The sequence below is a fragment of the Pseudonocardia sp. TMWB2A genome, assembly GCF_017312135.1.
Genome location: NZ_QKQY01000002.1, coordinates 2,600,508 through 2,621,772, shown reverse-complemented (window position 1 = coordinate 2,621,772; position 21,265 = coordinate 2,600,508). Strand labels below are relative to the sequence as shown.

Genomic DNA, 21,265 nt, shown 5'->3' with positions numbered 1-21,265 from the left:
CCCTTCCGCACTCACCCCAGGGCCGCGACCGCGTCACCCAGCTCGGTGTCGCCGCCGCGCAGCTCCAGCGTCGTGCCCGCCGTGCCCGGCGCCGCCAGCAGCGCGGCGACGGCCGCGGCGGAGTCGTCGCGGGTCACCTCGCCGTACTCCACCGGCGGCGGGGCCAGGGTGACGCGCCCGGTACCCGGGTCGTTCGTGAGCTTCCCGGGACGCAGGATCGTCGCGTCGAGGCGCGTGTCGGCGCGGATCGCGTCCTCGGCGGTCTTCTTCGCGCGGAGGTAGGCGGCCCACACCTCGCCGCGCTCGGGGTCGGGCTCGGCGTCCACCCCGGGCGAGGAGACCAGCAGGTAGCGGCGGACGCCCGCCCCGGCGGCCGCGTCGGCGAGCAGGGTGGCGCCGTCCCGGTCGACGGTCTCCTTGCGCTCGACGCCGCTGTCCGGCCCGGCCCCCGCCGCGAAGACGACGGCGTCGGCGCCGGTCAGGTGCGTCGCGAGGTCCGTCGCGGAGATCTTCTCCAGGTCCGCCACGACCGGGCTCGCCCCGGTCGCCGCCACGTCGTCGGTGTGGTCGGGGTTGCGCACGATCGAGCGCACCGTGTGTCCCTGCCCCGTGAGCAGTGTGGACAGTCGCAGCGCGATCTGTCCGTGTCCTCCGGCGATCACCACGTCCATGCGGCCACGCTAGGCCGGACGGACGCTCACCGCCTGTTCGGCTTGAGCGTCCAGACGATCGTCATGGCCCCGGTCTGCACACCCTGGGCGTCGGTGATGGTGACGTCGACGGCGAACTCCGGGCGCGTCCCGGCGTCGAGCTCGGCGAGCACCTCACCGGCCGGACGGGTCAGCACCGCCTCGGCGCGGAGGTCGCCCTTGGCGAGCTTGAGGTAGCGGATCTCGGACCGGACGACCAGCGGCACGGCCCGGTCCCCGGCCGAGGCGAACGCGGCCAGGCCGACCGCACCGGAGGCGGTCTCGCCCAGTCCGAACATCACCGCGGCGTGCGGTCCGCCGACGTGGTTGTGCTGGTCGGACCGGTCGGGGAGGAACGCCTCGACCCGGTCGGTCGTGATCGACCCGAAGGTGATCCCGGCGGTGCCCACCCACGGCACCGCCTGCGTCATCGCGTCGGCCACCCAGCTCGCGTCATCAGCCATGACTCGACCCTACTCGTCGGTAACCTCCGGCGAAAGCGACGCCCGGTTCCTCACGATTCTCGCTGCGCGAGAACGAACCCCCTTGTCCGTCGTGCACAACGGGGTTGAGATCGGTGTGACAGCAGGCACACCAAGTCCCACCACCACGATGCGCAACGCCGCGCGTCCGAGGCTCGGAGGTACCGCCAGTGAAGGCCGTGCGGGTGCACGCGTACAAGCAGGACCCCCAGATCGACGACATCCCGGAACCGACGATCCAGGGTCCGCTCGACGTCATCGTCAAAATCGGCGGTGCCGGCGTGTGCCGCACCGACCTCCACATCATCGACGGGGACTGGGCCGACATCCAGAACCCCGACCTGCCGTACGTGATCGGCCACGAGAACGCGGGCTGGGTGCACGCGATCGGCGACGGCGTCACGAACGTCAAGGTCGGCGACACCGTCATCCTGCACCCGCAGCCGTCGTGCGGGCTGTGCACCATGTGCCGCTACGGGCGCGACATGCAGTGCACCGGGGACGCGTTCTTCCCCGGCCTGTCGAACAACGACGGCGGCATGGCCGAGTACCTGCGCACCACCGCGCGGTCCTGCGTGAAGCTGAACCCGGACACCAACCCGGCCGACGTCGCCGCGCTCGCCGACGCGGGCATCACCGCCTACCACGCGGTCCGCAAGGCGGTCCCGTTCCTGTACCCGGGCACCACCGCGGTCGTGCAGGGTGCGGGCGGGCTCGGCCACATCGGCATCCAGGCGCTCGCCGCGCTCACCGCCACCAAGATCATCGTCGTCGACAAGAACCCGGCCGCGCTCGAGCTGGCGAAGCAGATCGGCGCCGAGGAGACCGTCGTCGCCGACGGGAACCAGGTCGAGGCCGTCCAGGAGCTCACCGGCGGCGGCGCCACGGTGGTCTTCGACTTCGTCGCCGAGCAGGGCGCGGAGAACGACGCCTGGGCGATGACCGGCCCGGCCGGCTACAACTTCGTCCTCGGCTACGGCGGCAACCTCTCCGCCCCCACGCTGGACTTCGTCGCCGGCGAGAAGAACATCATCGGCAACATCGTCGGCACCTACAACGACCTCGCCGAGCTCATGGTCCTGGCCCAGGCCGGGAAGGTCACCCTGCACACCGTCCAGTACAAGCTCGACCAGGCACTGGAGGCCCTGCACGACCTGGACGCGGGCAAGGTCCGCGGCCGGGCGATCCTCGTTCCGTAACTCAGTCATACGTACGTACAGGACGAACGTTCTTTCCCTGACCCACCACCGATCAGCAGAGCTGCTGACGCAGGAGGAACCACATGTACGAGAAGGACGGCGAGAAGTACTTCATCGTCGACTCCCACAGCCACTTCTGGGACGCCTCCCGGGAGAACTGGGTCGAGGGTCGCGAGCAGTACGCCAAGGGCTGGATCGACTGCTTCTACGGCTACCACCAGCTCGGCCCGCCCGAGACCCACTGGGACTGGGAGCACTACCTCAAGGTCTCGCAGGACGACTTCGAGCGCGACGTCTTCATCGAGGGCCACGTCGACCACGTGGTCTTCCAGTCGACGTACCTCAAGGAGTGGTACAAGAACGGCTTCAACACCGCCGACCAGAACGCGGCGCTGCTGGAGAAGTGGGGCGACCGGATCATCGTCAACGGGCGTTTCGACCCGCGTGACGGCGACGAGGGCATGAAGCAGTTCGAGGCGGACTGCGCGAAGTACAAGCACAAGGGCGTGAAGCTCTACACCGCGGAGTGGAACGGCAGCTCCCGCGGCTTCAAGCTCACCGACCCGGAGTGCTACCGCTTCCTGGAGCGGGCACAGGAGCTGGGCATCAAGAACGTCCACGTCCACAAGGGCCCGACGATCTGGCCGCTGGACAAGGACGCGTTCGACGTCGCCGACGTCGACCACGCGGCCACCGACTTCCAGGGCCTGAACTTCATCGTCGAGCACGTCGGCCTGCCGCGCATCGAGGACTTCTGCTTCATGGCGGTGCAGGAGCCCAACGTCTACGCCGGCCTGTCGGTCGTCGTCGGCGGTCTGATGCACGCCCGTCCGAAGTTCTTCGCCAAGGTGATGGGCGAGCTGCTGTTCTGGGTCGGCGAGGACAAGATGACCTTCGGCAGCGACTACAACATCTGGACGCCGAAGTGGCAGGTCGAGGGCCTGGTCGACTGGCAGATGCCCGACGACGACCAGTTCGCCGACTACCCGCGCCTCACCACCGCGTCGAAGAAGAAGATCCTCGGCCTCAACGCGGCGAAGCTCTACGACCTCGAGGTCCCGGCCGAGTGCCGGCTGCCCGACACCACGGCCGACGAGGCCATGGCCCCGGGTGAGGAGCTCGTCGACAACAAGGCGGGGGCGCAGGCGTGACCCCGCGGCCTGCTGAGAGCCCGCTCCGGCAGGCCGTGTGGTCCGCGCTGGGGACGGTGCTCGACCCGGAGCTGGACGAGCCGATCACCGAGCTCGACTTCGTCGAGTCGTGGTCGGTCTCGCCCGCCGGTGAGGTCGTCGTCGGGCTCCGGCTGCCGACGTTCTTCTGCGCTCCGAACTTCTCGTTCCTGATGGTCGCCGACGCCTACGACGCGGTGACCGCGGTACCGGGAGTGACGAGGGCGGAGGTGACGCTGGCCGACCACCACGCCTCCGACGAGATCAACGGTGGGGTCGCGGCGCACGCCGGGTTCGTCAAGTCCTTCGAGGGCTCGATCAACGGGCAGGCCGCGGCCGAGCTCGACGAGCTGCGGCACACGTTCCTGGCCAAGGCCGCGCTGGCCGGCCAGGACCGGGTGGCCCGCCCGCTCGTCGACGCCGGCCGGGGACCCGACGAGCTGGCCGGGCTGACGCTCGGCGAGCTGGTCGGGACCGAGGCCGACACCGAGGAGCTGACCCGGATGCGGACCCGCCGCAGGGCGATCGGCCTGCCCGCCGGCGACGACGCACCGCTGCTGGTCCACTCCGACGGCACCGCGGTGACCGTCGAGCAGGTCCCGCTGCACCTGCGTCGCGCGCGGTTGCAGCGGGTCGGGATCGAGACCAACGGGGAGTACTGCAAGGGCCTGTTGAAGATCCGCTACGGCGACAAGGCACCCGCCGCGGCCGCCGGGCACTGACACCGCACCACCACGACACGGGCCGCGTCCTCCACCGGGGGACGCGGCCCGTCCGTGTCCGCGGTGGTCACCGGCGGGGAGCGGATCAGCGCGCGGGCGGGGCGGCGTCCAGGACCCGGACGGTGTCGGTGAGGCGGTAGCCGTCCCCGTGCACGAAGGGGGCCAGGGCGTCGAGCAGGGCGGCGCGGACGGCGGCGGGACCGGCGTGGCGTGCCGCGTGCCGCCCCGGCCCGGACGCGAGCACCCCGGCGACGAGGTCGTCCGGGTCGGGGTGCACCACCGGCACCCGGACGACGGCGACCTCCCGCACCACGAGCCCGGCCAGCTCCGCCAGCCGGGTCAGCCGCCGCGGGTCGGTCAGCGGGGGCGCACCGACGCCGCTGCGGTCCGGCCCGGGGTTGTTCTGCGGCGGCGCGGGCGCGGCCCCGGTGAGCGGGGCGAGCGCCGCGCCGATGACGGCGGCGTCGCACTCGTCGGGGGTGCCCCAGACCGTGGCCCGCACCGCGCCGCCCGGCGCGCACACCCGGCCCGCCCCGCGCAGCGCGAGCACCGGGTTCGTGAGGTGCTCCAGCACCTGCACCAGCGTGACCAGGTCGAACGCGTCGTCGGCGAAGGGCAGCTCGTGGGCGTCGGCGACCCGCAGGTCCGCCCCGGGCGCGGCCCGCTCCGCCGCGGCGAGCGCGCGGGGTTCGGTGTCGACGCCGGTGACGGCCAGCCCGGCGGCGGCCGCGTCGGCGAGCAGCCGCCCCGCCCCGCAGCCGACGTCGAGCAGCCGCGAGCCCGGGCCGGCGCCCGCCAGGACACGGTCGAACAGCGGGGACGCGGCAGCGGTGCTCACGGCTCCGACGCTAGTCCGGCCCGGCGCCGCGGTCACCGCTTCGGCGGGAGCGTCTCCACGACCGCGACCGCCTCGGCGACCCAGCCGGCGAGCTCCGGGCCGTCGAGGTCGTCGACGTCGGGCTCGCCGGTCACCCACAGCCAGCCGGCCATCTCGCGGCCGCCCATCACCGTCCGCTCGGCCCGCGGGCGCTCCAGCAGCTCCGCGGAGCGGTCCGCGGCCACCCGCACGAGCAGCCCGCCGCGCCCGCTCGCGGCGACGGCCATGTGCCCGTCGAGCAGGAACGCGAGCCCGCCGAACATCTTCTTCTCGGTCACCGGCCGCCCCGCGAGCAGGCTGCGGAGGCGGGCGGCGAGACCCTCGTCGTAGGCCACCCGGGCGAGTATGGCCCCCTCAGCGGCCCCAGACGTCCTCGGCGACCGAGACGATCAGCTCCAGCTTGCGCTTCTGGTCGTCGACGGTGAGCTCGTTGCCCTCGACGGTGGAGGAGAACCCGCACTGCGGCGACAGGCACAGCTGGTCCAGCGGCACGTACCGCGCCGCCTCGTCGATCCGGCGCTTGAGCGCGTCCGGGTCCTCCAGCGCCCCGGACTTGGTCGTGACCAGCCCGAGGACCACCTGCTTGCCCTTCGGGACGAACCGCAGCGGGGCGAACCCACCGGAGCGCTCGTCGTCGAACTCGCAGAAGAAGCCGTCGACGCCCAGCGTGCCGAACAGCGCCTCGGCGACGTGGTCGTAGCCGCCCTCCGCCGCCCACGACGACCGGTAGTTGCCCCGGCACATGTGGGTCGTGACGTACATGTCCGACGGCCGGTCGGCGATCGCGGCGTTGATCTGACGGATGTAGCGCAGGTGCTGGGTCTCCGGGTCGTCACCCTTCTCGGCCAGCTGCGCGCGGTGCGCCGGGTCGTTCAGGTAGGCCAGCGCGGTGTCGTCGAGCTGCAGGTAGCGGCAGCCGCGGTCGTACATCGCGCGGAGCTGGTCGGCGTACGCGGCCGACAGGTCGGACCAGAACTCCTCGACGTCGGGGTAGACCTCGGTGGAGATGACCGACCGGCCGCCGCGGGCGTAGACCATGCTCGGCGAGGGGATCGTGAGCTTCGGGGTCGCCGTGGTGACCTGCGCGGCGAGGTACTCGAACGCCGAGGCGAAGACGGGTTCGTCGAGGTGCACCCGGCTGTCGACGGCCATCCCGGCGGAGGTGAAGTTGTTCTGGCCCGCCGCGTTGCGCATCGCGACCTCGACCCGGCCGGAGGTCTTCGTGACGCCGCCGAGGGCGTAGATGAAGTCCATGTGCCAGGAGGTGCGGCGGAACTCGCCGTCGGTGGCCGAGCGCAGGCCGACCGACTCCTGCAGCGCGACGACGTCGGTGATCGCGGCGTCCTCGGCCGCGCGCAGGCCCGCGTCGTCGAGCTCGCCCGCGGCGTGCCGCTCCCGGGCGGCGAGCAGGGCGGGCGGGCGCAGCAGCGAGCCGACGTGGTCGGCCCGGAACGGCGGGACGGTGCGGACGAGCGACTCCACTGTCTTCTCCGGCATCGGGCGAACGTATCGCCGTGTCCGCATGTCCGCCGACGTCACTTCCGGAGAATGGAAGGTCTATCGCGCACGCCAGTGCGGGGGCCGCTTCTCCCGGGCCGCGGCGGCACCCTCCGCCGCGTCCTCGGTGGTCGCGACGACCTTCCGCAGCGTCTCGCCGAAGCGGATCGCCTCGGTGGTGCCCATCTCCGGGCCGCGCACCGCCATCTCCTTGATCGCACGCTGGGCCAGCGGCGCCCCCGCGGTGAGCCGCCGGGCGAGGTCGCGGGCGGCGTCACCCAGCTCCTCGTGCGGCACGACCCACCCGGCGAGGCCGATCTCGTGCGCCCGCCGCGCGTCGATCGTCTCGCCGGTGAGCAGCAGCTCCATCGCGTACTGCCGGTCGATCATCCGGGGCAGCCGCAGGGCACCGACGATCGTCGGGACGCCCAGCCGGGCCTCCGGGAAGGAGAAGGTGGCGCGGTCCGAGGCGATCACGAAGTCGCACCAGGTCAGCAGCGTGACGCCGTAGCCGACGGCCGGCCCGTTCACCGCGGCGACGATCGGCTTGAAGATCTCCCAGCCGCTCTCCAGCGAGTTCACCGTCGGCCGCTCGAAGAAGCTGCCCGGGAAGTCGCCCGCCGGGTTGCCGGTGGTCGAGCGCATGTCCGCCCCGGCGCAGAACGCCGGCCCCTCGCCGGTCACGATCGCGACCCACGCCTCGTCGTCGGTGCGGAAGCGGTCCCAGGCGGCGTTGATCGCGCGCCGCATGTCCCCGTCGATCGCGTTGCGCTTCTCCGGGCGGTCGTAGGTGATCGTCGCGACGTGCCCGTCGCGTTCGTAGCGCACCCCGTCGGCCATCGGACCATCCTGGCGGGCTCAGCCGGACGCGGCGACCCCCGGCGCCGCGGCCAGGTGCCGGGCCAGCGGCACCGCGGCCTCGCGCACCGCGCGTTCGAGCTCCCAGCGGCGCCCGGTGAAGTCCGCCCGGCTGACGACGACCGACAGCGCGGCCCCGCCGCCCGGGTGCGGCACCGCGACCGCGAGCCCGGCCCGGCCGCGGGCGTGCTCCTCCACCTCCACCGCGACCCCCGCCGAGCGGACCCGCAGCAGGTCGCGGTCGAGCAGCCGCCGGTCGGTGAGGGTGTGCGGGGTCAGCGGCGCCAGCGGCCCGTGCCCGACGCCGAGGACGTCGGCCAGCCGTCCGGCGTCGAGCCCGGCGAGCAGTGCCTTGCCCGGTGCGGTCGCGTGCGCGGGCAGCGGCTCCCCGGTCACCGCGCCCGGGCCCGGGTGCGCCGCACAGGTCTCGGTGTGGGCGACGACGACGTCGTCGGACCGCAGCACGGCCAGCACCACCGCCGCGCGGGCCGTGGTGTGCAGCTCGGCGAGCACCTCCCGGGCCGGGGCGGGCGGCACGATCGGGTCGGTCATCCCCCGGTACAGCCCGACGACGCGGTAGCCGAGCCCGTACCCGCGCTCGGCGTGCAGGCGGACCAGGTAGCCCTCCTCGACGAGCGTCCCCAGCAACCGGTACGCCGTCGGCAACGGCAGCTCCAGCCGGCGGGCGAGCGCCTTGGCGCTGACCCCGTCGCCCGCCTCGGCGACCGCCTCGAGGACCCGCAGCGCTCGGCGCAGCACCGCTCCCGCGCCGTCGCCGACCATCCGCCTAGTGTCGCTGCGGGACCGAGGGCACGCCAGGACCGGGAGGACGACATGGCAGGGGCGTTCCGGCCCGTCGACCGGGCGGGGCTCGCGGCGCACCTGGCCGAACGCGCCGGGGAGCCGTCGGGGCGGGTGCGCGTGCTCGTCGACGGCGCCCCGCCCGCGGCCCCGCTGGAGCTGGCCCGGGCGGTCGCGGAGCGGCTGCGCTCCGGCGGCCGACCGGCCCTGGCGGTGGACGCCGACGACTTCCTGCGACCGGCGTCGGTCCGACTGGAGCTCGGCCGCACCGACCCGGACATGTTCCTCGACGGCTGGCTCGACGAGCCCGCGCTGCGCCGCGAGGTCCTCGCCCCGATGGGCCCCGACGGCAGCGGCCTGGTGCTGCCCCGGCTGCGCGACACGGTGCGCGACCGTGCCTACCGCGACGAGCCGGTGCCGCTCGGGCCGGACGGGGTGGTGCTGCTCGCCGGCGGGCGGCTGCTGGGCCGGGGCCTGGCCGCCGAGCTGACCGTGCACCTGCGCGTCGGCGGGGCCGCGCTGCGCCGCCTGCTGCCCCCCGACGACGCCTGGACGGCCGCCGCGTACGCCCGCTACGAGAGCGAGGGCGACCCCGGTTCGTTCGCCGATGTGCTCGTGATGGCCGATCATCCCGACCGCCCGGCGCTGCGGGACGCCTGATCGGCGCACGGCGTCCGGGCACGGAGCGTGGCCGGAACCCGGGAAAACGAAAAGCGAGACCGGATCGGGCTACACCCGGAACCGATCTCGCGATGGCGGTGGTGACCGCCGGAGGGGGAGAATCCCCGATGAGGGGAGGTGGTGGGCGAGGAGGGAGTTGAACCCTCACGTCCTTTCGGACACACGGACCTGAACCGTGCGCGTCTGCCATTCCGCCACTCGCCCGAGCGACACGAGAAAGTTAGCACCCCGCTCGGCAGCCGTTCGCAGGGGGGTCCCCTGCCCGTCGATCACCAGCTGGAGGGGGTCACGGCGGGCGGGACACCGGGATGCGCCGCGGCTCCGGGCCGGGTAGATCGGAGGGGAGCACGTCGGTGGCACTGCGGGGCCGGTCGCCCGCTCGTGCCGGGCCCCGCCGTGCCCGGCGGATAACACAGATACGATCGGTCGCACATCACCGACACGCCGATGCGGATGGAGGAGATCTTTTGGGCCGCGTGGACCGCTTCGAGCGCCGACTTCAGGGGTTCGTGGGCGACGCCTTCGCGCGGGTCTTCGGGGGCAGTGTCGTCCCACAGGAAGTCGCACAGGCACTGCTGAGGGAAGCCGAGGACAACGTCGAGCAGCTCGCCGGAGGTCGCCAGCTGGCGCCCAACCGGTACACCGTTCTGCTCAGCCCCAGCGATCTCGACCGGATGGCGGGCGACGAGGACGGGGTCGTCCGATCCCTCTCGTCGCACGTGGCGAAGGAACTCACCGACCAGGGCTGGGACACCTACGGTGAGGTCGTAGTCTTTCTGGAGCGCTCCGAGGCGCTGCACACGGGACAATTCCGCACCCGCTCCGCTGTCGACCCCGACGCTTCCCGTCGGGCCGCCAACCGAGCACGCACCGCAGGAGAAGCACCCATGAGCCAGCAACCGGGCCACCCCGAGGAGAACGGGCAGTACGGATACGACCGGGGCGCACCCGGCGGGTACGGCCAGCAGACCTACGCGCCTCAGGGGTACGACCAGGAGCAGCAGGGCGGCTACGGCCAGCAGCAGCAGGGCGGGTACGACCAGTACGGGCAGCAGCAGGGCGGCTACGGCCAGCCCGGCTACGACCAGTACGGCCAGCCCCAGCAGGGCTACGGCCAGCAGCAGCCCGGGTACGACCAGCAGCAGCAGCCCGGCTACGACCAGTACGGCCAGCAGCAGGGCTACGGCCAGCAGGGCGGCTACGGCCAGCCCCAGCAGGGCGGGTACGACCAGTACGGCCAGCAGGGCTACGGCCAGCCCCAGCAGGGTGGCTACCCCCAGCAGGGCTACGAGCAGGGCTACGACGGCTACGGCCAGCCCCAGCAGGGTGGCTACGGCCAGCCCCAGGGCTACGCCCAGCCCGGCTACCCGCAGCAGGGTGGCTACGAGCAGGGCTACGACGGCGGCTACGGCCAGCAGCAGGGCTACGCCCAGCCGGGCTACCAGCAGGGCGGCTATGACCAGGGCTACGACGGCCAGGGTTACGGCGGCCAGGGCGGCTGGGGCGCTCCGGCGCAGCTGACCGCGATGCTGATCCTGGACGACGGGTCGAACCGCAACTACCAGCTGGCCGAGGGCACCCACGTCATCGGCCGCGGTCAGGACTCCCAGTTCCGGCTCCCGGACACCGGCGTGTCCCGCCGGCACCTGGAGGTCACCTGGGACGGCCAGGTCGCGACCCTGAACGACCTGGGCTCGACCAACGGCACCACGGTGAACAACTCCCCGGTGCAGTCCTGCCAGCTGACCGACGGCGACGTGATCCGCGTGGGTCACTCCAGCCTGGTGTTCCGCACCCAGGGCTGAGCCACACCCGCGGAGCGGAGTCCGCGCAGCGACAGCGGTGCGTCCCCGCCCGCCCGGTGATCCACCGGGCGGGCGGAGCGTGCAGGAACACGAGAAGGGCGAGTAGGACGACGTGCCGGAACTGGTACTGCAACTGACCCGGGGCGGCTTCCTTGCCCTCCTGTGGCTGTTCGTCCTGCTCGCGCTCCAGGTGGTCCGCTCCGACCTCTACGCCGCGTCCGGTCTCCGGACGACCGCACCCGGCCGTGCCGGCGGGGGCCGGGCCGCCAGGGTCCGCGGCGGTGGCCGCGGCAAGGTGGCCCGCCAGCTGCTCGTCACCCAGGGCCCGCTGGCCGGCAGCCGCATCACGCTCGACTCCCGGCCGATCCTGATCGGCCGCGCCGACGACTCGACCCTCAAGCTCGACGACGACTACGCCTCCACCCGGCACGCACGCATCTCGCAGCAGGGCGACGACTGGTACGTCGAGGATCTCGGGTCGACGAACGGCACCTATCTGGAACGTAATAAGGTCACCGGGCCCACCCGGGTCCCGCTGGGGACACCGGTCCGCATCGGCAAGACGGTGATCGAGCTGCGATCGTGACGGACACGGACCGACCATGAGGTACCGACCGTGAGCCCGGCGCGACCGACCGCTCCCCCGGTGCCGCGGCCGTCCGACCGGTCCCGCGGCGCGGGATCCGCCCGACGTGCCCCGACCGAAGCCGGAGCCGCCCCGTGACACTGGTGCTGCGCTACTCGGCCCGCAGTGACCGCGGACTGGTCCGGCAGAACAACCAGGACGCCGTCTACGCGGGCCCCCGCCTGCTCGCCCTCGCCGACGGCATGGGCGGCCACGCCGCGGGCGAGGTCGCCTCGTCCCTGGTGATCTCCGCACTGGCCCCGCTCGACGACGACGTACCCGGCGACGACCTGCTCGCCGAGCTCCGCGAGGCGACCCACGACGGCAACGAGGCGATCTCCCGCCACGTCGCCGAGGCCCCCGACCTCGAGGGCATGGGCACCACGCTGACCGCGATCCTGTTCGCGGGCTCGCGCCTGGGCATGGTCCACGTCGGCGACTCGCGCTGCTACCTGCTGCGCGACGGCGAATTCGCCCAGATCACGAAGGACGACACGTTCGTCCAGTCGCTGATCGACGAGGGCCGGATCACCGAGGAGGAGGCGCACACGCACCCGCAGCGGTCGCTGCTGCTGCGCGCCATCACCGGGCAGGACGTCGACCCGTCGCTGTCGATCCGCGAGGCCCGCGCCGGGGACCGCTTCCTGCTGTGCTCCGACGGCCTTTCCGGCCCGGTCAGCGACGAGACGCTGCACGACACGCTGACCGACTACGCCGACCCGCGCGAGTGCGCCGACCGCATGATCGAGCTGGCGCTGCGCGGCGGCGGGCCGGACAACATCACCTGCATCGTCGCCGACGTGGTGGACGTCGACTACGCCGACGACGCCCCGATCATCGGCGGCTCGGCGGGCCGCAACCCGCGCGCCGGCGACGGCGACTACCGCCACGACGAGCGGACCCCGCACTCCTCGGCGCAGCGCGCCGCGGCCACCACGCTGCCCCGCACCGAGCCGGTGCGGCTGGAGCCCGCCGCCGCGGAGGAGCCGCGGCGCCGGCGCGGCCTGCGCCCGGTGCTCGCCCTGCTGGGCGTGCTCGTGGTGCTCGTGGCGGGCGTGTTCGTCGCCCGGGCGCTGGTGCTGCAGCAGTACTACGTGGCCGTCGACCAGAACCAGGTCGCGATCTACCAGGGTGTGCGCGGCAACGTGCTCGGTGTCCCGTTGCAGCGGGTGGCCGAGTCCACCGACATCGGCCTCGACGACCTGCCGCAGGCGGTCCGTAGCCAGGTTACCGACGGCATCGTCTCCGACGAGGGCGAGACCGGTGCCCGCGAGACCGTCGACCGGCTGCGGGAGCGCATGCTCCCGCTCTGCTCCACGCTGAACCCGCCGCAGCCGCCCGCGGTCGTCCAGGTGCCCGGCGCCCCGCCGGTGACGACGACCCCGCTGCCGACCGCGACCCCCGAGCCGGGCCGGAACTGCCGGCTCGACGGCTGATGGCCACGGGCAGCTCCGCTGCGGAGCAGACCACGCCCACCGGCCGCGGCATCGAGCTGTTGATGCTGGGCCTGGCCGCCGTGCTCACCACCGGTGCGCTGGTGCTGGTGGAGGCGAACCAGGAGCAGTCGCTGACGACCGACCTGCTGTGGGTGGGTCTGGCGTACCTCGTGCTGTTCGCGGGTGCGCACGTGGCGGTGCGCTTCCTGGCGCCCTACGCCGACCCGCTGATCCTGCCGTCGGTCGCCCTGCTCAACGGCATCGGCCTGGTGATGATCCACCGGCTCGACCTGGCGAAGGCCGCCCGCGCGGAGGCCACCGGGAGCCCGGTGCCGAGCGGGCTGATCGGCGCCCAGATCACCTGGACCGTCGCCGGCCTGGCGTTGTTCGCGCTGGTGCTGTTCTTCGTCCGGGACCACCGCACGTTGGCCCGCTACGGCTACACCGCGGGCTTCGTCGGCCTGGTCTTCCTGGCGATCCCGGCGTTCCTGCCGTCGTCGATCTCCGAGGTCAACGGGGCCAAGCTGTGGATCCGCATCCCGGGCGGCCCCGGCATCCAGCCCGGCGAGTTCTCCAAGATCCTGCTGATCATCTTCTTCGCGGCCTACCTGGTCCAGAAGCGCAACCTGCTCTCCACCGCGGGCCGCCGCTTCCTGGGCATGGAGCTGCCCCGCGCCCGTGACCTGGCGCCGCTGCTCGTCGCCTGGGGGCTGTCGGTCGGCGTGCTCGTGCTCCAGCGCGACCTCGGCAGCTCGTTGCTGATCTTCGGCCTGGTCCTGGTCCTGCTCTACACCGCGACCGAACGCGTGTCGTGGATGGTGATCGGGCTGCTGGCGTTCTCCGGCGGTGCCGTCGTCGCCTACAACCTGTTCGACCACGTCCAGACCCGCGTGCGGATCTGGCTGGACCCGTTCGCCGACTTCAGCGGCGGCGGCTACCAGCTCGCGCAGGCGCTGTTCGGGCTCGGCACCGGCGGCGTCGGGGGGACCGGCCTGGGTGCCGGACGGCCGGACATCGTGCCCTTCGCCGAGTCCGACTTCATCTTCTCCTCGCTCGGCGAGGAGCTCGGGCTGATCGGGCTGGCCGCGATCCTGCTGGTCTACCTGGTGCTCATCACCCGTGGGCTGCGGTCGGCGCTGGCCGTGCGCGACTCCTACGGCAAGCTGCTCGCGACAGGGCTGTCGTTCTCGGTGGCGCTGCAGATCTTCGTCGTCATCGGCGGGGTCACGAAGCTGATCCCGCTGACCGGTCTGACGCTGCCGTTCCTGTCCTACGGCGGCTCGTCGCTGCTGGCGAACTACGTGCTGGTGGCGATCCTGCTGCGGATCTCGCACGTGGCCCGGGCACCGCTGCCCGTCCGGCCCGCGAAGCCGCGGGCGCCGATCGCCGAGGCCAGCACCGAGCTCGTCCAGCGTCCCGGGACGGGCCGTTCCGACACCCGTGACGACAACCGCGCCGACACCGCCGCCCAGAGGAGCGAGACGTGAACCGCCCGGTCCGCCGCGTGGCGCTCGCCGTGATGGTGATGATCGTGGTCCTGCTCGGCAACATCACCTACGTGCAGGTGGTCATGGCCGGCCAGTACCGGGACGACTCCCGCAACCAGCGCTCGCAGATCGACGAGTACTCGCGTCAGCGCGGCCAGATCGTCGCCGGCGGGCAGGTCCTCGCGCAGAGCGTCGAGAGCGACGGCCGGCTGCGGTTCGCCCGCCAGTACCCGCAGGGCGAGATGTTCGCGCCGATCACCGGTTTCCTGTCGACCGTGTACGGCAAGACCGCACTCGAGCGGTCCACCGACGAGGTGCTCAACGGCACCGACGACCGGCTGTTCGTGCGCAGGCTGTCGGACCTCATCACCGGCCGGGACCCGGCGGGCGGCAACGTGGTGACCACCATCGACCCCGAGGTGCAGCGCGCCGCCTACGACGGGCTGGCCTCCCGCGGGTACACCGGCGCCGTCGTCGCGCTGGTGCCGCAGACCGGGGAGATCCTGGCGATGGCCTCGACGCCGTCGTTCGACCCGAACCCGCTGGCCTCGCCGGACCCGGCGCAGCAGCAGGAGGCGTGGAAGCGCTACGGCGCCGACGACCCGGACCCGATGACCAACCGGGCGATCAACGAGATCGAGCCGCCCGGCTCGACGTTCAAGCTCGTCACCACCGCGGCCGCCCTGCAGAACGGCTACACCCCGGACAGCCAGCTCACGGCCGCCCGCAACATCCAGCTGGCCGACTCCACGACCACCCTGGAGAACTACAACGGCTCGGCCTGCGGCGGCGGGGCGACGGCATCGCTGCGCGAGGCGCTGGCGCGCTCCTGCAACACCGCGTTCGCCCAGCTCGGCGGTGAGCTCGGCCCGGACAAGCTCCGGGCCCAGGCCGAGGCGTTCGGCATCGGCCGCACCGACCTGCAGATCCCGATGCCCGTCACGGCGTCGCAGGTCGGCCCGATGTCCGACACCCCCTCGACCCAGCAGTCCGCGATCGGGCAGCGCGACGTCCGGCTGACCCCGATGCAGCTGGCGATGATCGGCGCCTCGATCGCCAACGGCGGCCAGACGATGGCCCCGCACCTGGTCAAGGAGATCCAGAGCCAGACCCTGGACGTCGTCGACACCACCGACCCGGACCGGATGTCGCGGTCGATGCCGGCCGACGTGGCCCGCACGATGACCGACCTGATGGTCGGCTCGGAGGACCGGACCTCGGGCGGCGGCAAGATCACCGGCGTCCAGATCGCGTCGAAGACCGGTACCGCCGAGCACGGCACCGACCCGAAGAACACCCCGCCGCACGCCTGGTACGTGGCGTTCGCCCCGGCCGACAACCCCAAGGTCGCGGTGGCGGTGCTCGTCGAGAACGGCGGCGACCGGGCGCTGGAGGCGACCGGTGGTTCGGTCGCGGCCCCGATCGGGCGGGCCGTGATCGCCGAGGCGCTGCGGGACGCCCAGTGAGCCCGCGGGACCCGGCCCGGCGCAGGTCCCCGGCGGCCCCGTGAGCGCCCTGTCGGCCGGGCAGCTGATCTCCGAGCGCTACCAGCTGGACCGGCGGATCGCGGTCGGCGGGATGGGCGAGGTCTGGGAGGCCTCGGACACCCGGCTCGGGCGCAGCGTCGCGGTGAAGGTCCTCAAGGCGGAGCTCTCCGACGACCCGGAGTTCCTGCACCGGTTCCGCATCGAGGCCCGCACCGTCGCCTCGCTCGACCACGCCGGGATCGCCGCCGTGCACGACTACGGCGAGGACGACAGCCCCACCGGTGGCGGGCGCACCGCCTACCTGGTGATGGAGCTCGTCCGGGGTGAGCCGCTGTCGTCGCGGATCGGGCGCGGGCCCATCCCCGCCGACGAGGCGCTCGACATCCTCGAGCAGGCGGGCCGGGCGCTGTTCGCCGCGCACGAGCGCGGGTTCGTCCACCGCGACGTCAAGCCCGGCAACATCCTGCTGCGCACCGACGGCGTCGTGAAGCTGACCGACTTCGGCATCGCCAAGGCCGCCGACGCCGTCCCGGTGACCCGGTCCGGGATGGTCATGGGCACCGCCCACTACATCGCCCCGGAGCAGGCCTCCGGCGAGGAGGCCGGGCCGTCCGGCGACGTCTACTCGCTCGGCATCGTCGGCTACGAGTGCCTGGCCGGGGTGCGGCCGTTCCGCGCCGAGAGCGCGGTCGCGGTGGCGATGATGCAGGTCCGCGACGACCCGCCGCCGCTGCCGGACGAGATCCCCGAGCGGGTCCGCGAGCTGGTCTCCTCGGTGCTGGTCAAGGACCCCGAGCAGCGCTACGCCGACGGCGCCGAGTTCGCCGACGCCGTCGCCGCGGTCCGGCGCGGGCACCGGCCGCCGCCGCCCGGCATCCCCGCCCCCGGCGGGTACGCCCCCGACTTCCGCGGCGACGACGGCACCGGCTCGCGGCACGCCCTGCAGGAGACCGGGCCGGGGACCGGCGACGACGGCCCGTCGGCGGGCGGTCCCGACACCGCCGACCGCGGTCCGCGCACCGGTGACCCCGGCCCCGACGGCGCCCGCCGCACCGGACCGGACCAGGGTGTGTCCCGCCCGGTCACCGGTCCGTACCCCGGTGGCGCGCCGGGCCGGCCGCAGGGACCGCGCACCCCGGGCGGCACGCCGTCCTGGTCCGGGCCGGTCCCGGTGCCCCCGGGCTCGCCGCCCTACGGTGCCCCGCTGCGGCCGCCGCACACCGGGCCGCACAGCGGCGGTCTCCCGGGCGGCCGTCGTCCGGGCGGGCCACCCACCGGCCCCGGGGTCCCGGGGCAGCAGCGATCGGCGCCGACGCGTCCGCCGGTGCGCCGCAACGCCTCCGCCGACCGGATGCCCGAGCAGCACCCGTCCGGCCCGCTCGATCTCGGCCCGCAGCGCTCCGGACGGTCGAAGGCGTGGCTGGCCGTGCTGTTCGTGATCCTCACGCTCGCCGCCGTGCTCCTGGCCGTGATGATCTTGAGGGGCGCCTCGCCCGACGACATGCGGCCCGGATCGCTGGGGGTCGCGCCCGGTACCGTGGCGACCGCGGCCGGCCCCTCGGCCGGGTCCACGGGACCGGCGGTCCCGGCGGAGCCGTTCGCCGTCCCCCGTGCCCAAGATCGACCGGAGGTGCCCGGTGATGTCCCGGTGATCCCACCGAACGGTCGCTCCGGCGCACATGTCGCCCGTACGGGACCGGCAGTGAGCGCCGACCGGCATGATGAGCACGCCTCCGACGGACTCGATGAGTACGGGAATCTGAACCGATGACGACACCGCGACTGCTCTCCGAGCGCTACGAGCTGGGCGACCCGCTCGGCTACGGCGGCATGTCCGAGGTCCACCGCGGCCTCGACACCCGGCTCGGCCGGGACGTGGCGGTCAAGGTGCTGCGCGCCGACCTGGCCCGCGACCCCCAGTTCCAGCTGCGCTTCCGCCGCGAGGCGCAGAACTCGGCGTCGCTGAACCACCCGGCGATCGTCGCGGTGTACGACACCGGCGAGGTCGAGTCCGAGTTCGGGCCGCTGCCCTACATCGTCATGGAGTTCGTCGACGGGCAGACGCTGCGCGAGATCGTCAAGACGACCGGCCCGATGACCCAGCAGCGGGTCGTCGAGGTGATGGCCGACGTCTGCGCCGCGCTCGACTTCTCGCACCGGCACAACATCATCCACCGCGACGTGAAGCCCGCGAACGTGATGATCAACGGCGTCGGCGCGGTCAAGGTCATGGACTTCGGCATCGCCCGTGCGCTGGGCGAGGGCCAGAACGTCACCCAGACCGCCGCCGTCATCGGCACGGCGCAGTACCTGTCCCCCGAGCAGGCGCGCGGCGAGGCCGTGGACGCCCGCTCGGACGTCTACGCCGCGGGCTGTGTGCTGTTCGAGCTCCTGACCGGCGAGCCGCCGTTCACCGGGGACACCCCGGTCGCGGTCGCCTACCAGCACGTGCGGGAGGACCCCCGGGCCCCGTCCGAGCTGAACCCGTCGGTGCCCCCGGCGCTCGACGCGGTGGTGCTCAAGGCGCTCAGCAAGAACCCGGCCAACCGCTACCAGTCGGCCGCCGAGATGCGGGCGGACCTGGTCCGCGTGCGCAACGGCGAGCCGGTGCACGCGCCGCTGGTCATGAGCGAGCACGAGCGCACGCACATGATGGCCCACGACGGCGCGACCCAGGCCATGGCGACGCGCCGGCTCGACGCGGGCGGCCCGCCCACCGGCCGGCACACGATGCCGCCGCACCACCCCGACTACGCCGACGACGAGGGCCGCGGGGGACGGCGCAAGGCCCTGCTGTGGGTCGCCGCGCTCGCGGTCATCGGCCTGCTCGGCTTCGTCGGCTTCCAGCTGTTCTCCTCCTCGGGCCCGGACCAGGTGTCGGTGCCCGACGTGCTCGGCCAGTCCCCGGACCAGGCCCGGCAGACCATCACCCAGGCCGGGCTGCTGTTCTCCCAGCAGGACCAGCCGTCGGACGTCGCACAGGTCGGCAAGGTCGTCCGGACCGACCCCGGCGGCGGCAACCAGGTCGCCGAGAACAGCCGTGTGACGGTCTACGTCGGCAGCGGGCCCGCGCAGGTCACGGTGCCGAGCGTGGAGGGCCTGTCCCCGGACGAGGCCGAGGCCAAGCTCCGGGAGGCCGGCCTGCAGGTCGGCGGCCGCACCGAGCGCGACACGAGTGACTCCAGCCAGGTCGGCAAGGTCATCACCTCCGACCCGGGGCCGGGCCAGCAGGTCTCGGGCAACACCGCGGTGTCGCTGGTGGTGGGCCGCAAGCAGCAGACCGTCGCCGTGCCGGACGTGGCGGGCCAGTCGGCCGACGCCGCCCGGGCGACGCTGCAGAACGCCGGCTTCCGGTCGATCTCCACGACCGAGGTCGACAGCAGCGGTTCGGCGGGCCAGGCGGTCGGCACGAACCCGTCGGCCGGGACCCGGGTCGCGCCCGACCAGACCATCACGATCCAGATCAGTCGTGGGAACCAGAACCAGGTGCCCAACGTCGTCGGTCAGCGCGTCGACAGCGCGATCAGCACGCTGCAGGAGGCGGGGCTGAGCCCGTCGATCCGCCAGGTCGACGTCTCGGACTCCTCGCAGAACGGCGTCGTGCTGCAGCAGAGCCCGTCCGGCGGGTCCGAGGCCTCGAGCGGCCAGACCGTCACCCTCACCGTCGGCAGCTACTCCGGTGGCAGCAGCAGCGACGGGGAGAACGGCAGCAACGGCTTCCCGTTCAACTGACGATTTCCCGGGAGGGACCGTGCGCGTACTCGTCGTCGACAACTACGACAGCTTCGTCTACAACCTGGTCCAGTACCTGGCCCAGCTCGGTGCCGACCCGGTGGTCCGGCGCAACGACGAGGTCGAGCTCGACGAGCTCGACGAGGTCGGCGCCGTCCTGGTCAGCCCCGGTCCGGGGACCCCGGAGCGGGCCGGTCGCAGCGTCGAGGTCATCCGCCGCGCCGCGGAGCGCGGCACACCCCTGCTGGGCGTGTGCCTCGGCCACCAGGCGCTGGCCACCGCCTGGGGCGGGGTCGTGGAGCGCGCGCCCGAGCTGCTGCACGGCAAGACCTCGGAGGTCTTCCACGACGGCACCGGTGTGCTCGCCGGGCTGCCGTCGCCGTTCACGGCCACCCGCTACCACTCGCTGACGATCGCGCCCGACGGTCTGCCGTCGGAGCTGGAGGCGACCGGCCACACCGAGACCGGCCTGATCATGGCCGTGCGGCACCGGGAGCTCCCGATCTCCGGCGTGCAGTTCCACCCGGAGTCCGTGCTGACCGAGGGCGGGCACCGGATGCTGGCGAACTGGCTGCGCCAGGCCGGCTACGACGTGCCGGAGGACCTGGTCGTACGGCTGTCCGACGAGATGGCCGGGCTGGTCGCCGGGGTCTGATCCCCGCCCGCACCACCCGACGTCCCCGTGACGTGTGACGCCTGTGTCGCCGGTGTGACCCGGACGGCGACGCGGTCGCGCTACCGTGGTGGCGGATCTGTCCGGGTCGCCACGTCCCCCGACCACGGTGCCCCGTCGCAGGTCCCGCCCCCGGCCGGCGCACCGGCCGGACCCGTGTCCGACTCCGACAGGCGATGAGGTCAGATGCCGAAGTCGAAGGTCCGCAAGAAGGCGGCCTACACCCCGCCCCCGGTCAGCCGCACCCCGCAGAAGGTCGCGGGACCGACACACCCGGCCTACATCGCCGTCATGGTCGCGATGTGGGTCCTCGGCCTGGCCTGGCTGGTGATCAACTATCTGGCCGGTCCGTCCATCCCGTTCATGCTGGCGCTGGGCAACTGGAACTTCATCATCGGGTTCTCACTCATCGTGATCGGCCTGTTGATGACGATGCGGTGGCGCTGACCAGCAGAAATACACGGATGTGAGTTGTCCACCATGTGGATGGAGCCTGTGGACAACTTCACATGACCACACAGGGTGATCGACTTCGGTGGTCGACGCCGGTGGGCGCGGTCGTCGTGCTCTGGGTGCTGGCGGTCGCCGCGACCGGCTGGTCGGTCACGGTGCTCGTCTCCGGCGCGGACGCGGCGGGCGCGCTCGTCGCGGGCGTCGCGGCGCTCGGTCTCACCCTGGCCGCGGCCTCGGGGACCCGTGCCCGGCCCCGGCTGGAGGCCGGCCCCGAGGGGCTGACGGTCCGCAGGCTGACCTGGACCCGGCACGTGCCCTGGGGGCGGGTGGACGACCTGCGGCTGCTGCGGACCCGCAGGCTGGGCCGCGAGTCGGTGCTGCTGGAGCTGGAGCTGCGCGACGTCGACGACCGCGAGCGGCTCGTGATCCTCGGCCGGGCCGAGCTGGGCACGGACCCGGTCGACGTGTTCGACGACCTCGCCGCCCTGCGCCCGGGCCACCGCCCCGGCGACGCGGGCCCACCCGGGCACTGACCCGCCACCCGCACCTCGGCGAGCACCGGATCCGGCCCCCGACGGCCCGGGTCGGCGGG

The 21,265-nt window shown here is 73.2% G+C and carries 21 protein-coding genes and 1 tRNA gene; 14 read left to right on the top strand and 8 right to left on the bottom strand.

Translation table 11 applies throughout. From position 1 onward, the window contains the following. Positions 1-11: 11 nt before the first annotated feature. Positions 12-671, bottom strand: coding sequence for an NAD(P)H-binding protein (locus DMP17_RS27160; protein WP_337830981.1), 660 nt, complete (start codon positions 669-671; stop codon positions 12-14). 26 nt (positions 672-697) lie between these two features. Further along, positions 698-1,153: a DUF4442 domain-containing protein gene (locus tag DMP17_RS27155; RefSeq protein ID WP_073573749.1), complete on the bottom strand. Its 456-nt coding sequence runs from the start codon at positions 1,151-1,153 to the stop codon at positions 698-700. A gap of 188 nt (positions 1,154-1,341) precedes the next feature. On the opposite strand from DMP17_RS27155, the gene DMP17_RS27150 reads away from it, so the two are divergent. The 3 genes from DMP17_RS27150 (at position 1,342) to DMP17_RS27140 (ending at position 4,261) form a co-directional block, all read left to right on the top strand. Next, on the top strand, positions 1,342-2,370 hold the full coding sequence (locus DMP17_RS27150) for an NAD(P)-dependent alcohol dehydrogenase (protein WP_226354507.1): 1,029 nt from the start codon (positions 1,342-1,344) through the stop codon (positions 2,368-2,370). A gap of 83 nt (positions 2,371-2,453) precedes the next feature. Continuing rightward, positions 2,454-3,521 (top strand): amidohydrolase family protein, encoded by a 1,068-nt coding sequence (locus DMP17_RS27145; RefSeq protein ID WP_226354506.1) that lies wholly within the window; start codon positions 2,454-2,456, stop codon positions 3,519-3,521. Next, positions 3,518-4,261 (top strand): iron-sulfur cluster assembly protein, encoded by a 744-nt coding sequence (locus tag DMP17_RS27140; protein ID WP_179761465.1) that lies wholly within the window; start codon positions 3,518-3,520, stop codon positions 4,259-4,261. The genes DMP17_RS27145 and DMP17_RS27140 overlap by 4 nt, the downstream gene beginning before the upstream one ends. Positions 4,262-4,346: 85 nt before the next feature. Here the strand turns inward: DMP17_RS27140 and DMP17_RS27135 are convergent, their stop codons facing one another. From DMP17_RS27135 to DMP17_RS27115, 5 genes are read right to left on the bottom strand one after another with little or no spacing between them, the layout of a single operon-like run. Next, positions 4,347-5,099, bottom strand: coding sequence for a class I SAM-dependent methyltransferase (locus tag DMP17_RS27135; protein ID WP_226354505.1), 753 nt, complete (start codon positions 5,097-5,099; stop codon positions 4,347-4,349). Positions 5,100-5,131: 32 nt separating this feature from the next. Next, a complete protein-coding gene (locus DMP17_RS27130) occupies positions 5,132-5,473 on the bottom strand; it encodes a TfoX/Sxy family protein (RefSeq protein ID WP_226354504.1) in 342 nt (113 codons plus the stop codon). A gap of 19 nt (positions 5,474-5,492) precedes the next feature. Beyond that, on the bottom strand, positions 5,493-6,635 hold the full coding sequence (locus tag DMP17_RS27125) for a 5-methyltetrahydropteroyltriglutamate--homocysteine S-methyltransferase (RefSeq protein ID WP_337830980.1): 1,143 nt from the start codon (positions 6,633-6,635) through the stop codon (positions 5,493-5,495). Positions 6,636-6,695: 60 nt separating this feature from the next. After that, on the bottom strand, positions 6,696-7,475 hold the full coding sequence (locus DMP17_RS27120; RefSeq protein WP_337830979.1) for an enoyl-CoA hydratase/isomerase family protein: 780 nt from the start codon (positions 7,473-7,475) through the stop codon (positions 6,696-6,698). Positions 7,476-7,493: 18 nt separating this feature from the next. Next, positions 7,494-8,276, bottom strand: coding sequence for an IclR family transcriptional regulator (locus tag DMP17_RS27115; protein ID WP_208820399.1), 783 nt, complete (start codon positions 8,274-8,276; stop codon positions 7,494-7,496). Between the two features lie 51 nt (positions 8,277-8,327). Here DMP17_RS27115 and DMP17_RS27110 point away from each other — a divergent pair, with 51 nt between their 5' ends. Then, positions 8,328-8,954, top strand: a complete 627-nt coding sequence (locus DMP17_RS27110; protein ID WP_226368075.1) for a uridine kinase — start codon at positions 8,328-8,330, stop codon at positions 8,952-8,954. A gap of 139 nt (positions 8,955-9,093) precedes the next feature. Here the strand turns inward: DMP17_RS27110 and DMP17_RS27105 are convergent. Next, a tRNA-Leu gene (locus DMP17_RS27105) sits at positions 9,094-9,179 on the bottom strand. Positions 9,180-9,442: 263 nt separating this feature from the next. On the opposite strand from DMP17_RS27105, the gene DMP17_RS27100 reads away from it, so the two are divergent. The 10 genes from DMP17_RS27100 (at position 9,443) to DMP17_RS27055 (ending at position 21,206) form a co-directional block, all read left to right on the top strand. Then, entirely contained in the window at positions 9,443-10,780 is a 1,338-nt protein-coding gene (locus DMP17_RS27100) for a DUF3662 and FHA domain-containing protein (RefSeq protein WP_226354500.1), read from the top strand. 112 nt (positions 10,781-10,892) lie between these two features. Continuing rightward, a complete protein-coding gene (locus DMP17_RS27095) occupies positions 10,893-11,366 on the top strand; it encodes an FHA domain-containing protein FhaB/FipA (RefSeq protein ID WP_226354499.1) in 474 nt (157 codons plus the stop codon). Between the two features lie 134 nt (positions 11,367-11,500). Then, positions 11,501-12,841 carry a PP2C family protein-serine/threonine phosphatase gene (locus DMP17_RS27090; RefSeq protein WP_062399101.1) on the top strand — a complete coding sequence of 447 codons (1,341 nt, stop codon included), beginning with the start codon at positions 11,501-11,503 and terminating at the stop codon, positions 12,839-12,841. Next, positions 12,841-14,328 carry an FtsW/RodA/SpoVE family cell cycle protein gene (locus DMP17_RS27085; protein WP_226354498.1) on the top strand — a complete coding sequence of 496 codons (1,488 nt, stop codon included), beginning with the start codon at positions 12,841-12,843 and terminating at the stop codon, positions 14,326-14,328. Before DMP17_RS27090 ends, DMP17_RS27085 begins: the two co-directional genes overlap by 1 nt. Beyond that, positions 14,325-15,794 (top strand): peptidoglycan D,D-transpeptidase FtsI family protein, encoded by a 1,470-nt coding sequence (locus DMP17_RS27080; protein WP_226354497.1) that lies wholly within the window; start codon positions 14,325-14,327, stop codon positions 15,792-15,794. The genes DMP17_RS27085 and DMP17_RS27080 overlap by 4 nt, the downstream gene beginning before the upstream one ends. Positions 15,795-15,834: 40 nt before the next feature. Further along, positions 15,835-17,586, top strand: a complete 1,752-nt coding sequence (locus tag DMP17_RS46475) for a protein kinase domain-containing protein (RefSeq protein WP_443217913.1) — start codon at positions 15,835-15,837, stop codon at positions 17,584-17,586. Further along, positions 17,583-19,547 (top strand): Stk1 family PASTA domain-containing Ser/Thr kinase, encoded by a 1,965-nt coding sequence (pknB, locus tag DMP17_RS27070; RefSeq protein WP_337830978.1) that lies wholly within the window; start codon positions 17,583-17,585, stop codon positions 19,545-19,547. The genes DMP17_RS46475 and pknB overlap by 4 nt, the downstream gene beginning before the upstream one ends. A 19-nt stretch (positions 19,548-19,566) precedes the next feature. Next, positions 19,567-20,202, top strand: a complete 636-nt coding sequence (locus DMP17_RS27065; RefSeq protein WP_226354495.1) for an aminodeoxychorismate/anthranilate synthase component II — start codon at positions 19,567-19,569, stop codon at positions 20,200-20,202. A gap of 204 nt (positions 20,203-20,406) precedes the next feature. Continuing rightward, a complete protein-coding gene (crgA, locus tag DMP17_RS27060; protein ID WP_226354494.1) occupies positions 20,407-20,667 on the top strand; it encodes a cell division protein CrgA in 261 nt (86 codons plus the stop codon). A gap of 62 nt (positions 20,668-20,729) precedes the next feature. Next, complete coding sequence (locus DMP17_RS27055; RefSeq protein WP_255656684.1) at positions 20,730-21,206, top strand: PH domain-containing protein; 477 nt, start codon at positions 20,730-20,732, stop codon at positions 21,204-21,206. The last annotated feature ends 59 nt before the right edge of the window (positions 21,207-21,265 follow it).

Coding starts and splice junctions, on each gene's coding strand:
- DMP17_RS27160 (WP_337830981.1), bottom strand. CDS start 671: ATGGACGTGGTGATCGCCGGAGGACACGGACAGATCGCGCTGCGACTG.
- DMP17_RS27155 (WP_073573749.1), bottom strand. CDS start 1,153: ATGGCTGATGACGCGAGCTGGGTGGCCGACGCGATGACGCAGGCGGTG.
- DMP17_RS27145 (WP_226354506.1), top strand. CDS start 2,454: ATGTACGAGAAGGACGGCGAGAAGTACTTCATCGTCGACTCCCACAGC.
- DMP17_RS27125 (WP_337830980.1), bottom strand. CDS start 6,635: ATGCCGGAGAAGACAGTGGAGTCGCTCGTCCGCACCGTCCCGCCGTTC.
- DMP17_RS27120 (WP_337830979.1), bottom strand. CDS start 7,475: ATGGCCGACGGGGTGCGCTACGAACGCGACGGGCACGTCGCGACGATC.
- DMP17_RS27115 (WP_208820399.1), bottom strand. CDS start 8,276: ATGGTCGGCGACGGCGCGGGAGCGGTGCTGCGCCGAGCGCTGCGGGTC.
- DMP17_RS27110 (WP_226368075.1), top strand. CDS start 8,328: ATGGCAGGGGCGTTCCGGCCCGTCGACCGGGCGGGGCTCGCGGCGCAC.
- DMP17_RS27085 (WP_226354498.1), top strand. CDS start 12,841: ATGGCCACGGGCAGCTCCGCTGCGGAGCAGACCACGCCCACCGGCCGC.
- pknB (WP_337830978.1), top strand. CDS start 17,583: ATGACGACACCGCGACTGCTCTCCGAGCGCTACGAGCTGGGCGACCCG.
- crgA (WP_226354494.1), top strand. CDS start 20,407: ATGCCGAAGTCGAAGGTCCGCAAGAAGGCGGCCTACACCCCGCCCCCG.
- DMP17_RS27055 (WP_255656684.1), top strand. CDS start 20,730: ATGACCACACAGGGTGATCGACTTCGGTGGTCGACGCCGGTGGGCGCG.